Raw genomic sequence first — 15,540 nt, forward strand, 5'->3', positions numbered from 1 at the left:
AGCATTCGATCCGTGTATGAAGGCGTGGTCCAGGACCTCATCGACGAGTTGGGCAGGCTGCCCGGCGTCGGTCCCAAGAGCGCGCAGCGGATCGCCTTCCACATCCTCCAGGCCGAGCCGGCCGACGTCCGCCGGCTCGCCCACGCCCTGACCGAGGTCAAGGCCAAGGTCCGCTTCTGCGCGGTCTGCGGCAACGTCGCCCAGGAGGAGCGGTGCCGGGTCTGCCAGGACCCGCGCCGCGACGCCTCGGTGATCTGCGTCGTGGAGGAGTCCAAGGACGTCGTCGCCATCGAGCGGACGAGAGAGTTCCGCGGCCGCTACCACGTGCTCGGCGGGGCGATCAGCCCCATCGAGGGCATCGGTCCCGACGATCTGCGCATCCGCGAGCTGCTCGCCCGGCTCGCGGACGGCACCGTCACCGAGCTGATTCTGGCCACCGACCCCAATCTGGAAGGTGAGGCCACCGCCACGTACCTCGCCCGCATGGTGAAGCCCATGGGGCTCAAGGTCACGCGGCTGGCCAGCGGCCTCCCCGTAGGGGGAGACCTTGAATACGCCGACGAGGTCACGCTCGGGCGTGCCTTCGAAGGGAGACGACTTCTCGATGTCTGACGCAACGCTGCACGACGCCAAGCGCGACCCCGACGACTTCGCGGTCTCGGTCGCGGACTCCATCGAGAGCTTCATCGTCGCCGTCGCCGAGGTGTCGCGCGGCGATGAGCCCGACAGTGCCGTTCCCTTCCTGCTGCTGGAGGTCTCCCAGCTGCTCCTCACCGGCGGCAGGCTCGGTGCGCACGAGGACTTCCTCCCCGACGAGCGGTACGAGCCCGACGTGGGCCCCGAGCCGGACGTCGACGAGCTGCGGGAGCGCTTCGCGCGCCTCCTCGACCCCGTGGACGTCTACTCGGAGGTCTTCGACCCGTACGTGCCGCGCTCCGCCCCCGTCGCCTGCCGGATCTCCGACGACCTGGCCGACATCATCACCGACCTGCGGCACGGCATGGCCCACTACCGCGACGGCCGGGTCAGCGAGGCCCTGTGGTGGTGGCAGTTCTCCTACCTGTCCAACTGGGGCCCGACGGCCTCGGCCTCCCTCCGCGCCCTGCAGTCCCTGGTGGCCCACGTCCGCCTGGACCAGCCGCTGGACGAGCTGGGCGACCTCGACACGGACTCCGCGGCCACGGAGGAGCAGCTCGCCGAGGAGGCGGGCCGCGTCATGGAGGCGGAGATCGCGGGTCCGCTGGGCCTGCGCGGCGCCTGAGGGTCCGCCCGGCACCCGAAATGCCGAAGCGCCGACGCGCCGAAGCGCCGAAGCGCCGAAACGCTGACGTTCCGATGTGCGCTGTACGCAGCGCACTTCGGCCATAGTTGAGGATGAGACGTTCCTGTCCTCCTTCCCTTCGTAGCCTGCAAGGCAGACCTACACGAGGGGATGAAGACATGGATGCCACTCCCAGCACCGGCGCACATCACCTTGCTCTGGCAGCCCAGTTGAGCGAGGTCGCCTTCGGCCTCTTCCAAGCCTCCGCGCTGCGCGCCGTGACCGTCCACCGCGTCGCCGACCACCTCGCCGGCGGCCCGCTGCAGCCCGACGAGCTCGCCCGCCGCGCGGGCCTGCACGGGCCGACGCTGCGCCGGTTACTGCGGCTGCTGGCCACGCGCGGCATCTTCCAGGAGGACGGGGACGGCGCCTTCGGCCTCACCCCGGCCGCCGAGCTGCTCCGTACGGACGTGCCCGGCTCGGCGCACAGCGGGATGATCTGGCTCACCGAGGAGGTCTTCCGGCGCTCGGCCGCGGGCTTCGAGGACGCCCTGCGGACGGGCGAGGCGCCGTTCGACGCGGCGTACGGCATGCCGTTCTTCGACTACCTGCACACGGACGCGCAGGCGCAGGCCCGGTTCGACACGGGCATGGCCGCCATGTCCGGCCCCGAGGACGAGGTCGTCGCCGAGACGTATGCGTTTCCGGCCACCGGCACGGTCGTGGACGTCGGCGGCGGCCGGGGCGGCCTCCTGCGTGCCGTGCTCACCCGCAACCCCGGGCTGTCGGGCGTCCTGTTCGACCAGGAACAGACCGTCGCCGCGCACCTCTTGGACGTCAAGGAGACCGCGGGCCGCTGGCGCACGGACGCCGGGAGCTTCTTCGAGGCCGTGACGCCCGGCGGCGACGTCTACCTGCTGAAGCACATCCTGCACGACTGGAACGACGAGGACTGCCTGCGCATCCTGCGCGCGATCCGCGCCGCGATCGCCCCCGGCGGCACGCTGCTGGCGGTGGACGCGGTCCTGCCGCCGGGCAACGACCCGCACTTCGCCAAGGGGCTGGACCTCATCATGCTGGCCTGTCTGAGGGGCCGGGAGCGTACGGAGGAGGAGTTCCGCGCGCTGCTCGGAGAGGCGGGGTTCCGGGTGAGCCGGGTCATCGCCACGGAGACCTTCGCCTCGATCATCGAAGCGGTGGCCGAATAGAGCCCTGCGCCGCGCCTGCGCCGAGCCCTGCGCCGAGCCCTACGCCCCCGAGCGCGCCCGTCCGGCTCCGCCGCAGGTGAAGGCCAAACCTGTCCGCAGTAAAACAAGGGTCAAACGTTCCCCCGCTTGATCATTTGGCTGGAAAGGCGTGCCAGTATCGGCCATTGGTCCTGATCGTAAGGAGCTGCCGAGAAGTGGGGGGATGAAGTGCTCCTGGGGTGTTTGGGAGTCACTGAGGAAGAAGAGCTGATTTATCGGTTCCTGTTGAAGGGGGAGAAGGGAACCGTCGAGGAGCTCTGCGCGGCGCTGGGGCTGGCCGGATCGGACGTCTGTCCCGCCCTGGAGCGGCTGGCCCGCCTGGGGCTGGTGCACACCCGCGACGGCGGGGTCACGGCGGTCGACCCCGCCATCGGCGTCGAGCGGCTCATCGAGGACGCCCTGGCCGGCCTGCGGGCGCGGATGCAGCAGGTGGACGCGGCCAGATCGGCGGTCTCCGAGCTGGGGCAGGAGTTCCGGCAGGGGGTGCGGGCCCCGGCGGCGGACATCGAGCACGTCACCGGCGGCCGGGAGATCTGGGAGCGGCTCGACGAGCTGGCCTTCTTCGCGTACCGCGAGGTCATGGCGATCCACCCCAGCTCGCCCTGGCGGGTCAAGAACATCGAGGCGGCCCGTCCCCTCGACATGCGCTGCCTGCGCCGCGGCCTGACCTTCCGGATGATCGTCGTCCGCGAGGCCCTGCAGGACACCCTGACCAGGGCCTACCTGGAAGAGCTCGGTTCGGCGGGGGCGCAGGTCCGCTGCGTCGAGGAACCGGTTCAGCGGATGGTCGTCTACGACCGGAGCCAGGCCGTGGTCCCGCTCGACCCGGGGGAGAACCGGCGCGGCGCCGTCGTCGTACGCCAACCGGGGCTGGTGACCAGCATCGTGGACCTCTTCGAGCACACCTGGCAGTCGGCCGTGGACATCTCCTCCGTGGACGGCGGCGACGAGAACCCGCTGTCCGAGCTCGACAAGCAGGTGCTGGACGTGCTCTCGCGGGTCGACAAGGACGAGGTCGCGGCGCGCGAACTGGGTGTCTCCCTGCGCACGTTCCAGCGGTACGTGGCCAACGTGCTGGGTCAGCTGGACGCCAGCAGCCGCTTCCAGGCCGCCGTCCAGGCGAAGGAGCGGGGCTGGATCTGAGCCCGCGCCCCGGCGGCCGGGCTGGCCGCAGCCGGGCTACGAGGCCGCGGCTGGACTGACGAGGCCGCGGCCGCGCTACGGGGCCGCAGCCGGGCTACGAGGCGGGGCATGCCGGGCAGGGCGCCGCCGCCGCGTCCTGAGCGAGCCGCCAGCCCTGCAGGGCCGGGTGGTCGAGCATGCCGGCCAGTGCCTCGTCCCCGGCCCCGCCCGGTCCGGCGGGCCGCACGTGGATGTCCCCGTCCCCGGTGAGGTGCAGGTCCGCGTACCAGCCGGGCGGCAGCAGCACCGCGAGCCGGGCCGCCGTGATGGCGGCCGCGCGGCGGAGGGTGCTGTCGGGGGTGGTGAGGGTGAGGAGACTGCGGGGCCGTGAGGTCATGGCGGGTTCCTTCGGTGAAAGGGCACTTGCCCTGGTGGACGGTTTTTCCGCCGGAAGCGTGCCGCCCCCGCCCGGGAGCCTTGGTGCTCGGCTCCCTGCGGGGGCATGACCGGTCTGCTCGATGCGCTGTGCAGGGCTCGATGCGCTGTGCAGGGCAAGATGCGCGTGCAGGGCAATCCGTACGCGTCAGTCCGCTGTGCGCGTCTGCCGCAGCCGGGCCGCGGCCAGGGCCGTCAGCAGGGCGAGGGCGGTGAGGACGGCGAAGGCGATGCGGTAGGCGTCGGTGTCCGCGTGCGGGCCGCCGAGGCTGCGGGCGGCGGTGGTCTGCACGGTGGCCAGGAGGTTGACGCCGATGGCGGCGCCGAGATTGCGCAGGAGCGTGACCGTGGAGGTGTGCGTGCCCATCAGGCGGGCCGGGGCCGCGTTCTGGACGTGCACCAGGGCGGTCGAGGTCACCAGGCCCGTCCCCACGCCGATCAGCAGCTCGGCGACGGCGGCGCCGGCGACTGACGTACCGGGGAAGAGGGCCAGGACTGCGCTGCCGAGCGCCAGCAGGAACGTGCCGCCGATCGCCGTCGTCCGGGCGGAGCGCTGCTGCAGCAGCCGGGCCGTCAGCGCCGAGCCCACGACCCAGCCCAGGGCGCCGGGGGCGACGAGGAGGCCCGCGGTGTCGCTTCCGGCGCTGCCGGACGCGGTGAGGGCGAGCGGCAGCAGGGTCACCGACGCGTAGAGCGTCACGGCCGCGCCGATGGTGACCAGGCCCGCGTTGCGCTGGGCCGGGCGGACGGCGAAGTCCGCGGGCACCATGCCCGTACGGCCGGGGGCGCGCAGCCGGCGGACGTGCGCGGCGGTGGCGGCCACGAGCACCGCGGCGAGGGCGCCGTAGGACCACACCCGCAGGTGCAGGGTGGGGCCGACGAGCAGCAGGAGGAAGGCGGAGAGCGCGGCGGCGAAGGTGGTGAGCGCGACCGGGTCGGGGCCCTTGCCGGGGTTCTCGGAGCGGGTGCCCGGACCGTGCTTGAGGATCACGGCGACGGCCACGGCGGCGAGGGGGACGTTCGCGGCGAACAGCCAGCGCCAGCCGACGGTGGCCTGTACCGCTGTGCCCAGCAGCGGGCCGGCGACGGCCGCGAGCCCCCAGACCGACGAGAGCAGGCCCTGCATCTTCGCCCGGCCCGCGTTGTCGAAGGCCTGGCCGATCAGGACGTACGACAGGGCGGTGACCCCGCCGGCGCCGATGCCCTGCGCGGCGCGGGCCGCGATGAGCGAGGGCATGTCCGTCACCAGCGCCACGGCCAGCGAGGAGGCGGCGAACCAGCCGAGGGCGGCGGTCATGGCCGCCCGGCTGCCCGAGCGATCCGCGGCCAGGCCCGCGAAGGGCACGGAGAGCACCCCGGCCAGCAGGAAGCCGGAGACCAGCCAGGGGTAGAGCGACTCGTGGCCGAAGCCGTGGGCGATGGCCGGGAGGAGGGCGCCGACGACGGTGGAGTCGATGGCGGAGAGGAAGAGGGCGAGGAGGACGCCGGCGACGAGGGCCTTGGCGGGGACCGCGACGGGGGTTTCCGCCGGGGTTTCTGCGGAGGCGGCGGCCTGCCGCGGGTGGGCGAGCGTCTCAGGCATGGACGGCCTCCGCATCGGTGAACTCCTTGATCAGAAGGCGGGCCCGGGGGTCGAGGCCGTCGTCGACGGAGCGGTACACACCGTCCTCGCCGTGGGAGTGCGCGGCGAACATCTGCGTGAGCTGCATCTGGATCTCGTGGGCGACGTTGCCCGCGGTGTAGTCGAAGCCGAACTCGCCGATGACGGAGGCCGAGAAGCGCGCGGCCAGCTCGCGGTTGTAGTTCTCGGTCGCGTCCAGCAGCTCGCGCATCGCGGCCTTGTCGGCGTCGGAGAAGCCGGGGATCACCACGTTCATCACCAGGTGGTCGACCTTGATGTGGCGGGCCTCGTCCAGGCCGTGCTTGTACAGCAGGTCCGTGAAGAAGCGGGCGTGCCGCGGGTCCATGAGCTCGGTGCGCCGCTCGAAGACGGTGATCACCGACTCGCCGACGTACGCCGAGCAGCACAGGGCGGCCAGCTTCACCCAGGGCGACTGCGGGCCCTGGTAGAGGGCGAAGCGCTCGGCGAAGAGGTTGTCGCCCAGCTTGAGGTCGTGGCCGGAGAGCGTGCGGACGTAGCGGTAGAAGGTGTTGGCGTGCTGGGTCTCCTCGGCGGCGAAGCAGGACAGCGCGTAGTGGAGGTCGTCGCCACGGTTCAGCGGGGAGTCGTCGGCCTGCAGCTCGGCGAGGACGAGGGCCATCACCGCGGCGACGTGCCGCTCGATCTCGGCCAGCTGGGCGAGCTCCTTGGTGAGGTAGGCGATCGAGGCCTCCTCGTGGCCGGGCTCCTCGAAGCAGAGCCGGGAGAGGAACGCCAGTTCCTCGGGGGTGCGGGCGAGGGACCAGTCGAAGGCGCCGGGGTGGAAGGTGTTGGTGTGGGCGTCGGCGGTGATGGCGGCGAAGTCCGCGTCGGCGTCGGCGACGGCGACGGCGGAAGCGACGGCGGGTGCGGGGGCGGCGAAGGCGGTGGTCACTTCTGGATCTCCTCGGCGGACGGGGCGGACTCCGCGACGGACTCCTCGTAGCTGCGGTAGCCGTCCTCGATGCCGATCTTGATGTCGGTGAAGGCGAGGTACTGACGGCCGATCAGCGGGGTGTCGCGGAGTTCCTCGATCAGGTGGTAGTACGCCCGGAGGTCCGTGGTCTCCAGCAGGGCGAAGTCGGTGTGCTGCGCGTGGAAGGCCTCGGCGTCGAAGAAGCGGGCCGAGACGCGGTCGGCGTACTTGGCGAACACCGGCTGGATGTACTGCTCCTCCATGGCGTTCCGCTCGTCGCGGGTGAGGTTGAGCCAGGCGGGGCTGAAGGCGTAACTGAGGACGATGGTGTAGCGCATGAGGTCTGGGGGCCCTTTCGGACGATCGGGAACCTGGGACCGGGGACCCGGTACTTGAGACCGGGGACCGGGTGAGGGGCGGGCCGGGCCGGGCATTTCCGCCCGGCCCGGGCGGTTGCGAGGGCCGGCTGCCGTGCAGGCCGGCCGCCCGCCGTGCAGGCCGGCCGCCCGCCGTGCAGGCCGGCCGCCCGCCGTGCAGGCCGGCGCCGGGCGCATCAGCGGCTGCGCAGCTCCGCGGCCAGGTAGCTCTGGGCGTTGTAGATCGTCCGCTCGGGGTCCTCGATGGGGCGGCGGCCGTGCATCACCCGGGTGTTGTCCACGAGGGCCACGTCGCCGTCCTGCCAGACGATCTCCTCGGTCATCTCCGCGGTCACCCGCTCGGTCTCCTCGACGAGCTCCGCGTCGAAGGGCGTGCCGTCGGCGAAGGTGATGCGCGGCGGCTCGTAGTTGTTCGAGGGGCCCAGGATGCTGTTGGCGAAGGCGAGCCGGTCGCCGAAGAGGGTCGGGTGCGCGGCGGGGATGTGGAAGTCGTAGCGGATCGCGCCGTCGTCGAGGAGCTCGATGACCGTGCGGCCCTGGCCCTGCGCGAGGGCGCGCATGTCGTCCACGGTGATGTCCTCGGGGGCCTTCGTGCCGCCGGAGTGGTGGCTGACGAAGCCCTTCCAGCGGGCCTCCTCGACGCGGCGGCTGTAGAGGACGTCCTGCGCGAGGTAGGCGGCGCGGGTCCGCTCCCCGAAGGCGTCCCAGACGCGGTAGCCGTCGCAGACGGTGGTCTGGGAGCCGCTGGAGGCGGCCTTCTCCGACAGGAACCAGGTCAGGTCCGGCGCGAACGGGCTGTTGCCGTTCTCGGTGTGCAGGCCCACGGAGTCGTAGCCGACGTCGACCTTCTGGGCGACGTCGCCGCCGTGGAAGGAGCGGGCCGGGTCGAGCGTCACCCGGTCGGAGTGGTGCTTCACGAAGAGGGAGAAGTCCTCCAGGGAGGGCGCGAACCCGCGCAGCAGCAGGAACCCGGCCTCCGCCAGCTCGGCGACGACCTCCCGGGGGCGCAGCTCGGACAGCGCGGCGCCGTCCTCGGCGGTGATCAGGCGGCCCTGGCCGGTGCCGAACGGGGCGATGGTGGCGGCGAACATGGTGATCAGGCTCCAGTCGGGGTCAAGGTCAGGGTGCGGGCCGGGGTACGGGCCGGGGCGCGGACCGGGGTACGGGCCGGCGTGCCGGCCAGGGCCGGGTGCGAGCCGAGGTCCGGGTCCGGGTCGAGGTCCGGGTAGAGGTCCGGGTCCGGGGCAGGGGCCGGTTGCGGGAGGCGGCCGGCCGCTGCGGCCTCGGTGATCTCGCGGCGGCGGGGGCGCCCGGTGACGGTGAAGTACGCGAGGTAGGCGTCCTCGGTGCCCTCCAGCGTGTGGACGACGGCGACGCGTTCGACCGCGGACAGCTCGCGCAGCCCGAACTCCTCGATGTCGCGGCGCGCTCGCCCGGCGTCGGCGCCCGGCGGGATCAGGAACAGGCCGTGCAGGGACTCCAGGCCCTCGCCGAAGACAGCGCAGGCGCGGATGCCGGGCAGCGAGCGGTAGCGCGCCTCCACCCACTCCGGGGCGATGTTGCGGCCCGCCGCGGTGATGATGATGTTCTTCTTGCGGCCGACGATGCTGATGTAGCCGTCGGCGTCGATCTCGGCGAGGTCCCCGGTGTGCAGCCAGCCGTCCGGGTCGAGCTCGCAACTGGACGGGTCCTGCCGCGAGTAGCCCGCGAAGAGCGACTCGCCGGTGATCAGCAGTTCGCCGTCCGCCGCCAGCTTCGTCCGTACGTGGGGCAGGGCGCGGCCGACGGTGCCGACCTTGCGGGCGCCGGGCGCGTTCCAGCTCACCACGGAGCTGTTCTCGCTCAGGCCGTAGCCCTCGTGGACCGGTACGCCGCCGGCGTCGAGGCGGGCCAGCACGCCCGGGTCGACGGGGGCGCCGCCGCAGCAGACCAGCGGGACGCGCGGCGTGCCGAAGACGGGTGCCACGCCGTCCCGTTCGATCTCCGCGGCCAGCACCTCGGCCAGCGCCGGGGTGACGACCAGTGCGGAGGCCCGGGCCCGCGCCACGTACGGCAGGACGCGCTGCGCCGCGGAGGCGGAGGTTCCCACCAGTGGGGCGTCCTCGGGGAGCAGCATCACGGTGCCGCCGTCCAGGATCACCATGTACAGGGCGGTGACCTGCTCGATGAGGAGGCTGAACGGGACCAGGGAGAGGTAGCGGGCGTACGCGCCGGGCGGCATGACCGCGCGCAGGGAGCTCAGCAGGGCGTCGAGTCCGGCGGTGCGGATGCACACGCCCTTCGGCTTCGATGTCGTCCCCGAGGTATGGATGATCTTGCCGATGCGGTCGCCGATGCGGTCGCCGATGCGGTCGCCGATGCGGTCGCCGGTGGTGGCGCGGTCGTCGGCGGCGCCGTCCTCGGCCGTGGGGTCGCCGGCGGTGTCCGGGCCGAACAGCGGGGGCACCGCGTCGTACGGGTCGACCAGCAGGTCGTCGACGTCGACGCGCAGCACGGGACAGCGCGCGGGCAGCACGGTCTCCCGCCCCCACTCGGCCAGGCGCCGCTCGCCGGGCCCGTCGACCAGGCACACGTCCGCGTCGCACAGCAGCGAGGCGGCCTGGTCCGCGGAGAACGCCAGGGGCACGGGGACCTCGGTGCGCCCGCTGCCCAGCAGGGCCAGGTCGGCGACGACGAAGTCGGGCGAGTTGCCCATCACGACGGCGACCTTGGCGGGAGCGCCGCCGCCCTCGGCGACCCTGCCGAGCCGGGAGGCGAGACCGGCGGCCGCGTGCAGGATCTGGCGGTACGAGTACGAGTACGAGTACGAGTGCGAGTACGAGTGCGAGTGCGAGTGCGGGTGCGGGTGCGGGTGCGAGGAGGGGCGGGCGCCGGTGCCGTTTCCGCCGCTGCCGGATTCGTCGGCCAGCACCTCGACGAAGACCTCGTCACTGGAAATCCGCTGCCGCAAGGCATTCTCAACGAGCCGCATGAGCCAGCTCCTTTCCGTTCCGCTCACCGCGCAGGGCCACCTGCAGATTGGTGAAGTTGTACTTTCCGGTGGTCTGCGAGAAGAGGTGGGAAATTCCCTCCAGGCGGACCACGCCGACCATGGGCCGGTGGTCGTAGTACGTCCCCCAGCGCTGCCGCTCGAATTCGGTGAGCCGGTCCGCGGAGGATTCCGCGAGCGGCTGGAATTCAATGCCGACCCGGTCCAGCGTCTGTGCGAGCTCGGCGGTGACCGTGCACATCAGGAAGCGCATCCCCTGGCACCAGGAGAGGATCGGCAGCAGCCGGACCAGCTCCAGCCCCGCCCCGCCGCCCCCGGCCAGCGAGCCGACCTCGACGACGTCCTCGCGGTCACAAGCCTGGCCGGTGGCCGCCTCGACGACCTCGTCGACCGGCCGGTCCAGATAGCGCTCCGAAAAGAATCCGCGGTCGGAATTGAAGGTCAGACCGCCGCAGGCGACGATGCGCCCGTCCCGGCCCTCCTGCTTCCGGGCGATGACGAAACAATCCGGGTCGGGCAGGATGTCCGCCCCGTAGGCCCGCTCGTACCGGGCGCGGACGAAATCACTGGCCGCACTCCAGTCCTGACTCAGTCGCGCCGCGACAGAGATATGCATGACGTGCTTCCCCCAAAAAATATTTCACAGGCCCGCCCTCGGATCCCCCGACCGGAGGCTTTTCCCCCGGGACCTGCTGACACGGAAAACATTGCCGGACGAGAGGCGCCGATGGGGCGCAAAATGCCGCCGGGAAAGCGACAGAGCGGTGGCGTCTTCGCGACACGGCGACCACACGGCGACCACGCTGCGACCACACGGCGACCACGCTGCGACCACGCGGCGGCCGCACGGCGATGACACGGCGACCACGCGGCGACGACCCGGCGGCCGCACGGCGCGCGACCGCAGGCCCGCGCCCGTACCCGGGGGCCGGGGACCGGCGCCCGCGCCCCGGGGTCCGCGGCGCGCGGTGCGCCGCGGACCCCGTATGGTGCAGCTCACAAAGTGAGTGGCTCAGGTCTTACAGGGAAGAAGCGAGCGCGGGCGGTCCGACGGAGCACCGTCCGCGATCACGGCGCGGTCGACACGTCTCACCATGCGATATCGGCATGGCTGATTCCGACCGCTCGTTAGACTGAGCCGACCGCATTACACAGAGCTGCGAGGAGCGCACGTGGGCCTTGTCGTGCAGAAGTACGGAGGCTCCTCCGTTGCCGATGCCGAAGGCATCAAGCGGGTTGCCAAGCGAATCGTGGAAGCCAAGAAGAACGGCCACCAGGTGGTCGTCGTGGTTTCCGCGATGGGTGACACGACGGACGAGTTGATCGATCTCGCCGAGCAGGTTTCGCCGATGCCTGCCGGTCGTGAGTTCGACATGCTGCTGACCGCCGGAGAGCGGATCTCCATGGCGCTGCTGGCGATGGCGATCAAAAACCTCGGCCACGAGGCGCAGTCCTTCACGGGCAGCCAGGCGGGTGTCATCACGGACGCGGTCCACGGCAAGGCGCGCATCATCGACGTCACGCCGGGCCGCATCCAGCAGTCCGTGGACTCCGGCAACATCGCGATCGTGGCCGGCTTCCAGGGCGTGTCCCAGGACAGCAAGGACATCACGACCCTGGGCCGCGGCGGCTCGGACACCACCGCCGTCGCCCTGGCCGCCGCGCTCAACGCCGAGGTCTGCGAGATCTACACCGATGTCGACGGGGTCTTCACGGCCGACCCGCGGGTGGTGAAGAAGGCCCGCAAGATCGACTGGATCTCGTTCGAGGACATGCTGGAGCTCGCGAGCTCCGGTTCCAAGGTGCTGCTGCACCGCTGCGTCGAGTACGCACGCCGTTACAACATCCCGATCCACGTGCGCTCGTCCTTCTCGGGGCTCCAGGGCACCTGGGTCAGCAACGAACCGCAAGGGGACCAGCCGATGGAGCAGGCGATCATCTCGGGCGTCGCGCACGACACCTCTGAGGCCAAGGTCACGGTCGTCGGGGTGCCGGACAAGCCGGGTGAGGCCGCGACGATCTTCCGGGCGATCGCGGACGCCGAGATCAACATCGACATGGTCGTGCAGAACGTCTCCGCGGCGTCCACCGGCCTGACCGACATCTCGTTCACCCTCCCGAAGACCGAGGGCCGCAAGGCCGTCGAGGCGCTGGAGCGGACGAAGGAGCGCGTGGGCTTCGACTCGCTGCGCTACGACGACCAGATCGCGAAGATCTCGCTGGTCGGCGCCGGGATGAAGACCAACCCGGGCGTCACGGCGACGTTCTTCGAGGCGCTCTCGAACGCCGGGGTGAACATCGAACTGATCTCGACCTCCGAGATCCGCATCTCGGTCGTCACCCGCGCCGACGACGTGAACGAGGCCGTCCGGGCGGTGCACTCCGCCTTCGGCCTGGACAGCGAGAACGACGAGGCCGTCGTCTACGGAGGCACCGGGCGATGACCGCCGGCCCCGCGGCCCGTACCGCCACCCGCCCGGGTGCCGGTACGGGCCGTAAGCCGGTGCTCGCCGTCGTCGGCGCCACCGGCGCCGTCGGCACGGTCCTGCTGGAAATCCTTTCGCAGCGTGCGGACGTGTGGGGCGAGATCCGTCTCGTCGCCTCCCCGCGCTCGGCCGGGCGCCGGCTCGCCGTGCGCGGCGAGGAGACCGAGGTCCTCGCGCTGAGCGAAGAGGTCTTCGACGGCGTCGACGTCGCCATGTTCGACGTGCCGGACGAGGTCTCCGCACGGTGGGCGCCGATCGCGACATCCAAGGGCACGGTCGTCGTCGACAACTCCGCCGCCTTCCGGATGGATCCGGACGTGCCGCTGGTGGTGCCCGAGGTGAACGCGCACGCGGCGCGGGTGCGCCCGCGCGGCATCGTCGCCACGCCCAACTGCACCACGCTGTCGATGATCGTCGCGGTGGCCGCGCTGCACGCCGAGTTCGGGCTCGGCGAGCTGGTCGTCTCCTCGTACCAGGCGGCTTCCGGGGCGGGCAAGGCCGGCGTGGACACGCTGCGGGCGCAGCTGGCCGCCGTGGCCGGCTCCTCCCTCGGGACGCAGCCCGGCGACGTGCGCCGGGCGGTCGGCGACGCGCTGGGCCCCTTCCCGGCCCCCCTCGCGCTGAACGTGGTGCCCTGGGCCGGCTCGCTGCGGGAGGCCGGCTGGTCCTCCGAGGAGCTGAAGATCCGCGACGAGTCCCGCAAGATCCTGGGGCTGCCGGACCTGCGGGTGGCGGCGACGTGCGTACGGGTCCCCGTGATCACCACGCACTCCCTCTCCGTGCACGCGCGCTTCGAGAACGAGGTCACGGTCGGGCAGGCGCACGAGATCCTGGCGAGCGCGCCGGGGGTCGTGCTGGTGGACGACCCGGCCGAGGGGGAGTTCCCCACGCCCGCCGACGCGGTGGGCACGGACCCGACCTGGGTGGGGCGGGTGCGCCGGTCGATGGACGACCCGAAGGCGCTCGACTTCTTCGTATGCGGTGACAATCTGCGCAAGGGAGCGGCGTTGAACACGGCTCAGGTCGCCGAATGCGTGGCGGCGGAGCTGAGCACTCCCTAATCTGGAGAACTGGTGAAGGTCTTGAAGGTCCTGTGATCAAGTCGTTGGTCCAGACCTCTTGAACTGGGCAGATGAAGTGTTCGACGATGCGCTCCCCGCCCACTGCAACCGCCGGCGGCCGGGGGGCGTCTTTGCTGCCGTCTCTCAGGGCGGCAACAGAACCGGGGCATTGAGGAAGAGCTGGTACGCATGAGGGCATATGACGCATCGTCACGCGGCGCATCGTCAGACGCGGCGCCTCGCGTGTACAACCCTGACGGGGGGAAGCGTGTCCAACAGGCGTGGCAGAGGTCATCAGCATCGCAACCGCCCCGAGGCGCGGCGGCAGCGCACTGCGCCCGCGTTCGCACCCGTCGGGCGGCATGCCGGTGATCGCTCCCTGGCCGGCCGCCCGCACCGCCGCCCAGCTCCCGCCCCAGCGGGAGGACGCTGACGAAGCAATGGCAGCGGGCACCACAGTCGACCACCTCACCGAGACCTACAGGGCCCACTACCGCTCCCTGCTCGGCCTTGCCGCGCTGCTCCTCGACGACACCGCCTCCTGCGAGGACGTGGTCCAGGAGGCCTTCATACGGGTGCACTCCGCGCGCGGCCGGGTCCGGGACCCGGAGAAGACCCTCGCCTATCTGAGGCAGACTGTCGTCAATCTGTCCCGCTCGGCGCTCCGCCGCCGCATCCTCGGTCTGAAGCTGCTCTCCAAGCCGATGCCCGACATGGCGAGCGCCGAAGAGGGAGCGTACGAACAGCTGGAGCGCGACCAATTGATCAAAGCGATGCGCGGACTGCAACGCCGGCAGCGTGAAGTCCTCGTCCTCCGCTACTTCGCCGATATGACCGAGGCCCAGGTCGCCGAGACCCTGGGCCTCTCCCTCGGCTCGGTCAAGGCGTACGGGTCGCGGGGGATCGCGGCGCTCCGCGTCGCCATGGAGGCTCCGGCATGAACCGCCCCCCCTACGACGGGCCCGGTCCCGACGACGAGCGTGGCGGCGGCATGGACGAACAGACGCTCCGGCAGCTCCTGCAGGGCGCCGTCGGGGACATCGAGCCCGCTCCCGACGCGCTGGAGCACATCCGGCGCGCCGTGCCGGCCCGGCGCACCCGCCGCAGGCATGCCCTCGTGGGCGCCGCGGCCGCGCTGATCCTCGGCGGCACGGCCCTGCCCGCGGTCGTCCACGTCGCCACCACCGGTGACGAGGTCGAGGAGCGCCACGCCAATACGGCCAGCTCCCAGCACAGCCCCGAGGAGCCGGGCGCCGAGCCCGACGGAGTGGGCGACGGCGGGGGCCGGCCCGAGCAGGGCGAGGCCCGGAACCACGACGAGAAGCGGGAGCAGCGCAAGAACGAGGGGAGCAAGGGCAACGAACCCAAGCCCGCCGCCTCCTCCCCCGCGGGCAACCTCCCCGCGCCCACGAACACCTTCGCCGCCGTCTCCCCGATCTGCGACCGCGACCAGCTCGGCAAGGGCAGCGGCTCCGTCGGTCCCGCCGACCGGGACGGCCGCGTCTACGGCGCCTTCCGCGTGGTCAACGTCTCCCGCGCCGTCTGCACGGTGGGCGGGCCCGGGACCGTCGCCGCGAGCCCGCGGGGCAGCGCCGAGAGCGGGCGCGTCTCCGTCGTCGACCACACGCCGGGCGACGCCGCGACCGGCCTGCCCGACCCCACGACCGAGCCCAGCGAGGTCATCCTCCAGCCCGGGCAGGCGTACGAGGTGAAGTTCGCCTGGATCCCGACGGCCGACGGCGCGCGCAGCAGCTGCGCCAAGAACACCGGCGGGGCCTCTCCGGCGCCTTCCGCGGGCGGCGGCGGTGCCAGCGCCTCCCCGGCCAGTGGCACCGCGACCGCCCAGCAGCCGAGCGTGCCGGACTCGCCCCCGCCCACGCCGCCGCCGAGCGTCGTGCTCAGCCACACCCCGGACGTCGGCGAGCCGGCCATAGCCGACGCCAAGATCGACGACGCGTGCGCCGGCACCGTCTACCGGACGGGGCCGATCGTCACCGCGAGCTGACG

General features: G+C 72.0%; 15 protein-coding genes. 8 read left to right on the forward strand and 7 right to left on the reverse strand.

The genetic code is table 11. The features are described 5' to 3' along the window. The first annotated feature begins 12 nt into the window (after positions 1-12). The 4 genes from recR (at position 13) to NQU55_RS14400 (ending at position 3,651) form a co-directional block, all read left to right on the forward strand. Positions 13-612, forward strand: a complete 600-nt coding sequence (gene recR, locus NQU55_RS14385; RefSeq protein ID WP_168095114.1) for a recombination mediator RecR — start codon at positions 13-15, stop codon at positions 610-612. Beyond that, the gene (locus NQU55_RS14390; protein ID WP_168095113.1) at positions 605-1,261 is read left to right on the forward strand and encodes a DUF5063 domain-containing protein; all 657 of its coding nucleotides are present in this window, start codon (positions 605-607) and stop codon (positions 1,259-1,261) included. Before recR ends, NQU55_RS14390 begins: the two co-directional genes overlap by 8 nt. Before the next feature lie 179 nt (positions 1,262-1,440). Next, complete coding sequence (locus NQU55_RS14395) at positions 1,441-2,469, forward strand: methyltransferase (RefSeq protein ID WP_168095112.1); 1,029 nt, start codon at positions 1,441-1,443, stop codon at positions 2,467-2,469. Between the two features lie 264 nt (positions 2,470-2,733). Next, positions 2,734-3,651 carry a helix-turn-helix domain-containing protein gene (locus NQU55_RS14400; RefSeq protein WP_168095111.1) on the forward strand — a complete coding sequence of 306 codons (918 nt, stop codon included), beginning with the start codon at positions 2,734-2,736 and terminating at the stop codon, positions 3,649-3,651. Between the two features lie 94 nt (positions 3,652-3,745). On the opposite strand, the gene NQU55_RS14405 is transcribed toward NQU55_RS14400, so the two are convergent. From NQU55_RS14405 to NQU55_RS14435, 7 genes are all read right to left on the reverse strand, one after another. Further along, positions 3,746-4,027: a hypothetical protein gene (locus NQU55_RS14405; RefSeq protein ID WP_168095110.1), complete on the reverse strand. Its 282-nt coding sequence runs from the start codon at positions 4,025-4,027 to the stop codon at positions 3,746-3,748. A 186-nt stretch (positions 4,028-4,213) separates the two neighbouring features. Further along, positions 4,214-5,647, reverse strand: coding sequence for an MFS transporter (locus NQU55_RS14410; RefSeq protein WP_168095109.1), 1,434 nt, complete (start codon positions 5,645-5,647; stop codon positions 4,214-4,216). Then, a complete protein-coding gene (locus NQU55_RS14415) occupies positions 5,640-6,599 on the reverse strand; it encodes a hypothetical protein (protein ID WP_256790638.1) in 960 nt (319 codons plus the stop codon). The genes NQU55_RS14410 and NQU55_RS14415 overlap by 8 nt, the downstream gene beginning before the upstream one ends. Then, a complete protein-coding gene (locus NQU55_RS14420; RefSeq protein WP_168090660.1) occupies positions 6,596-6,958 on the reverse strand; it encodes a darcynin family protein in 363 nt (120 codons plus the stop codon). The genes NQU55_RS14415 and NQU55_RS14420 overlap by 4 nt, the downstream gene beginning before the upstream one ends. Positions 6,959-7,173: 215 nt before the next feature. Next, complete coding sequence (locus NQU55_RS14425; protein ID WP_168090659.1) at positions 7,174-8,088, reverse strand: TauD/TfdA family dioxygenase; 915 nt, start codon at positions 8,086-8,088, stop codon at positions 7,174-7,176. Between the two features lie 5 nt (positions 8,089-8,093). Further along, positions 8,094-9,968: an AMP-binding protein gene (locus NQU55_RS14430; protein ID WP_168090658.1), complete on the reverse strand. Its 1,875-nt coding sequence runs from the start codon at positions 9,966-9,968 to the stop codon at positions 8,094-8,096. After that, a complete protein-coding gene (locus tag NQU55_RS14435) occupies positions 9,955-10,602 on the reverse strand; it encodes a thermostable hemolysin (protein ID WP_168090657.1) in 648 nt (215 codons plus the stop codon). The genes NQU55_RS14430 and NQU55_RS14435 overlap by 14 nt, the downstream gene beginning before the upstream one ends. 556 nt (positions 10,603-11,158) lie before the next feature. Here NQU55_RS14435 and NQU55_RS14440 point away from each other — a divergent pair. From NQU55_RS14440 to NQU55_RS14455, 4 genes are all read left to right on the forward strand, one after another. After that, positions 11,159-12,430 (forward strand): aspartate kinase, encoded by a 1,272-nt coding sequence (locus NQU55_RS14440; protein ID WP_058045511.1) that lies wholly within the window; start codon positions 11,159-11,161, stop codon positions 12,428-12,430. Next, complete coding sequence (locus NQU55_RS14445; RefSeq protein WP_168090656.1) at positions 12,427-13,533, forward strand: aspartate-semialdehyde dehydrogenase; 1,107 nt, start codon at positions 12,427-12,429, stop codon at positions 13,531-13,533. The genes NQU55_RS14440 and NQU55_RS14445 overlap by 4 nt, the downstream gene beginning before the upstream one ends. Positions 13,534-13,814: 281 nt before the next feature. Beyond that, entirely contained in the window at positions 13,815-14,474 is a 660-nt protein-coding gene (locus NQU55_RS14450) for a SigE family RNA polymerase sigma factor (RefSeq protein WP_256790639.1), read from the forward strand. Next, entirely contained in the window at positions 14,471-15,538 is a 1,068-nt protein-coding gene (locus NQU55_RS14455; protein ID WP_168090655.1) for a hypothetical protein, read from the forward strand. The genes NQU55_RS14450 and NQU55_RS14455 overlap by 4 nt, the downstream gene beginning before the upstream one ends. Positions 15,539-15,540: the final 2 nt, after the last annotated feature.

It is taken from the genome of Streptomyces telluris (genome assembly GCF_024519335.1).
Taxonomy (GTDB): Bacteria; Actinomycetota; Actinomycetes; order Streptomycetales; family Streptomycetaceae; genus Streptomyces; species Streptomyces telluris.

Coding starts and splice junctions, on each gene's coding strand:
- NQU55_RS14390 (WP_168095113.1), top strand. CDS start 605: ATGTCTGACGCAACGCTGCACGACGCCAAGCGCGACCCCGACGACTTC.
- NQU55_RS14395 (WP_168095112.1), top strand. CDS start 1,441: ATGGATGCCACTCCCAGCACCGGCGCACATCACCTTGCTCTGGCAGCC.
- NQU55_RS14405 (WP_168095110.1), bottom strand. CDS start 4,027: ATGACCTCACGGCCCCGCAGTCTCCTCACCCTCACCACCCCCGACAGC.
- NQU55_RS14410 (WP_168095109.1), bottom strand. CDS start 5,647: ATGCCTGAGACGCTCGCCCACCCGCGGCAGGCCGCCGCCTCCGCAGAA.
- NQU55_RS14420 (WP_168090660.1), bottom strand. CDS start 6,958: ATGCGCTACACCATCGTCCTCAGTTACGCCTTCAGCCCCGCCTGGCTC.
- NQU55_RS14425 (WP_168090659.1), bottom strand. CDS start 8,088: ATGTTCGCCGCCACCATCGCCCCGTTCGGCACCGGCCAGGGCCGCCTG.
- NQU55_RS14430 (WP_168090658.1), bottom strand. CDS start 9,968: ATGCGGCTCGTTGAGAATGCCTTGCGGCAGCGGATTTCCAGTGACGAG.
- NQU55_RS14435 (WP_168090657.1), bottom strand. CDS start 10,602: ATGCATATCTCTGTCGCGGCGCGACTGAGTCAGGACTGGAGTGCGGCC.
- NQU55_RS14445 (WP_168090656.1), top strand. CDS start 12,427: ATGACCGCCGGCCCCGCGGCCCGTACCGCCACCCGCCCGGGTGCCGGT.
- NQU55_RS14455 (WP_168090655.1), top strand. CDS start 14,471: ATGAACCGCCCCCCCTACGACGGGCCCGGTCCCGACGACGAGCGTGGC.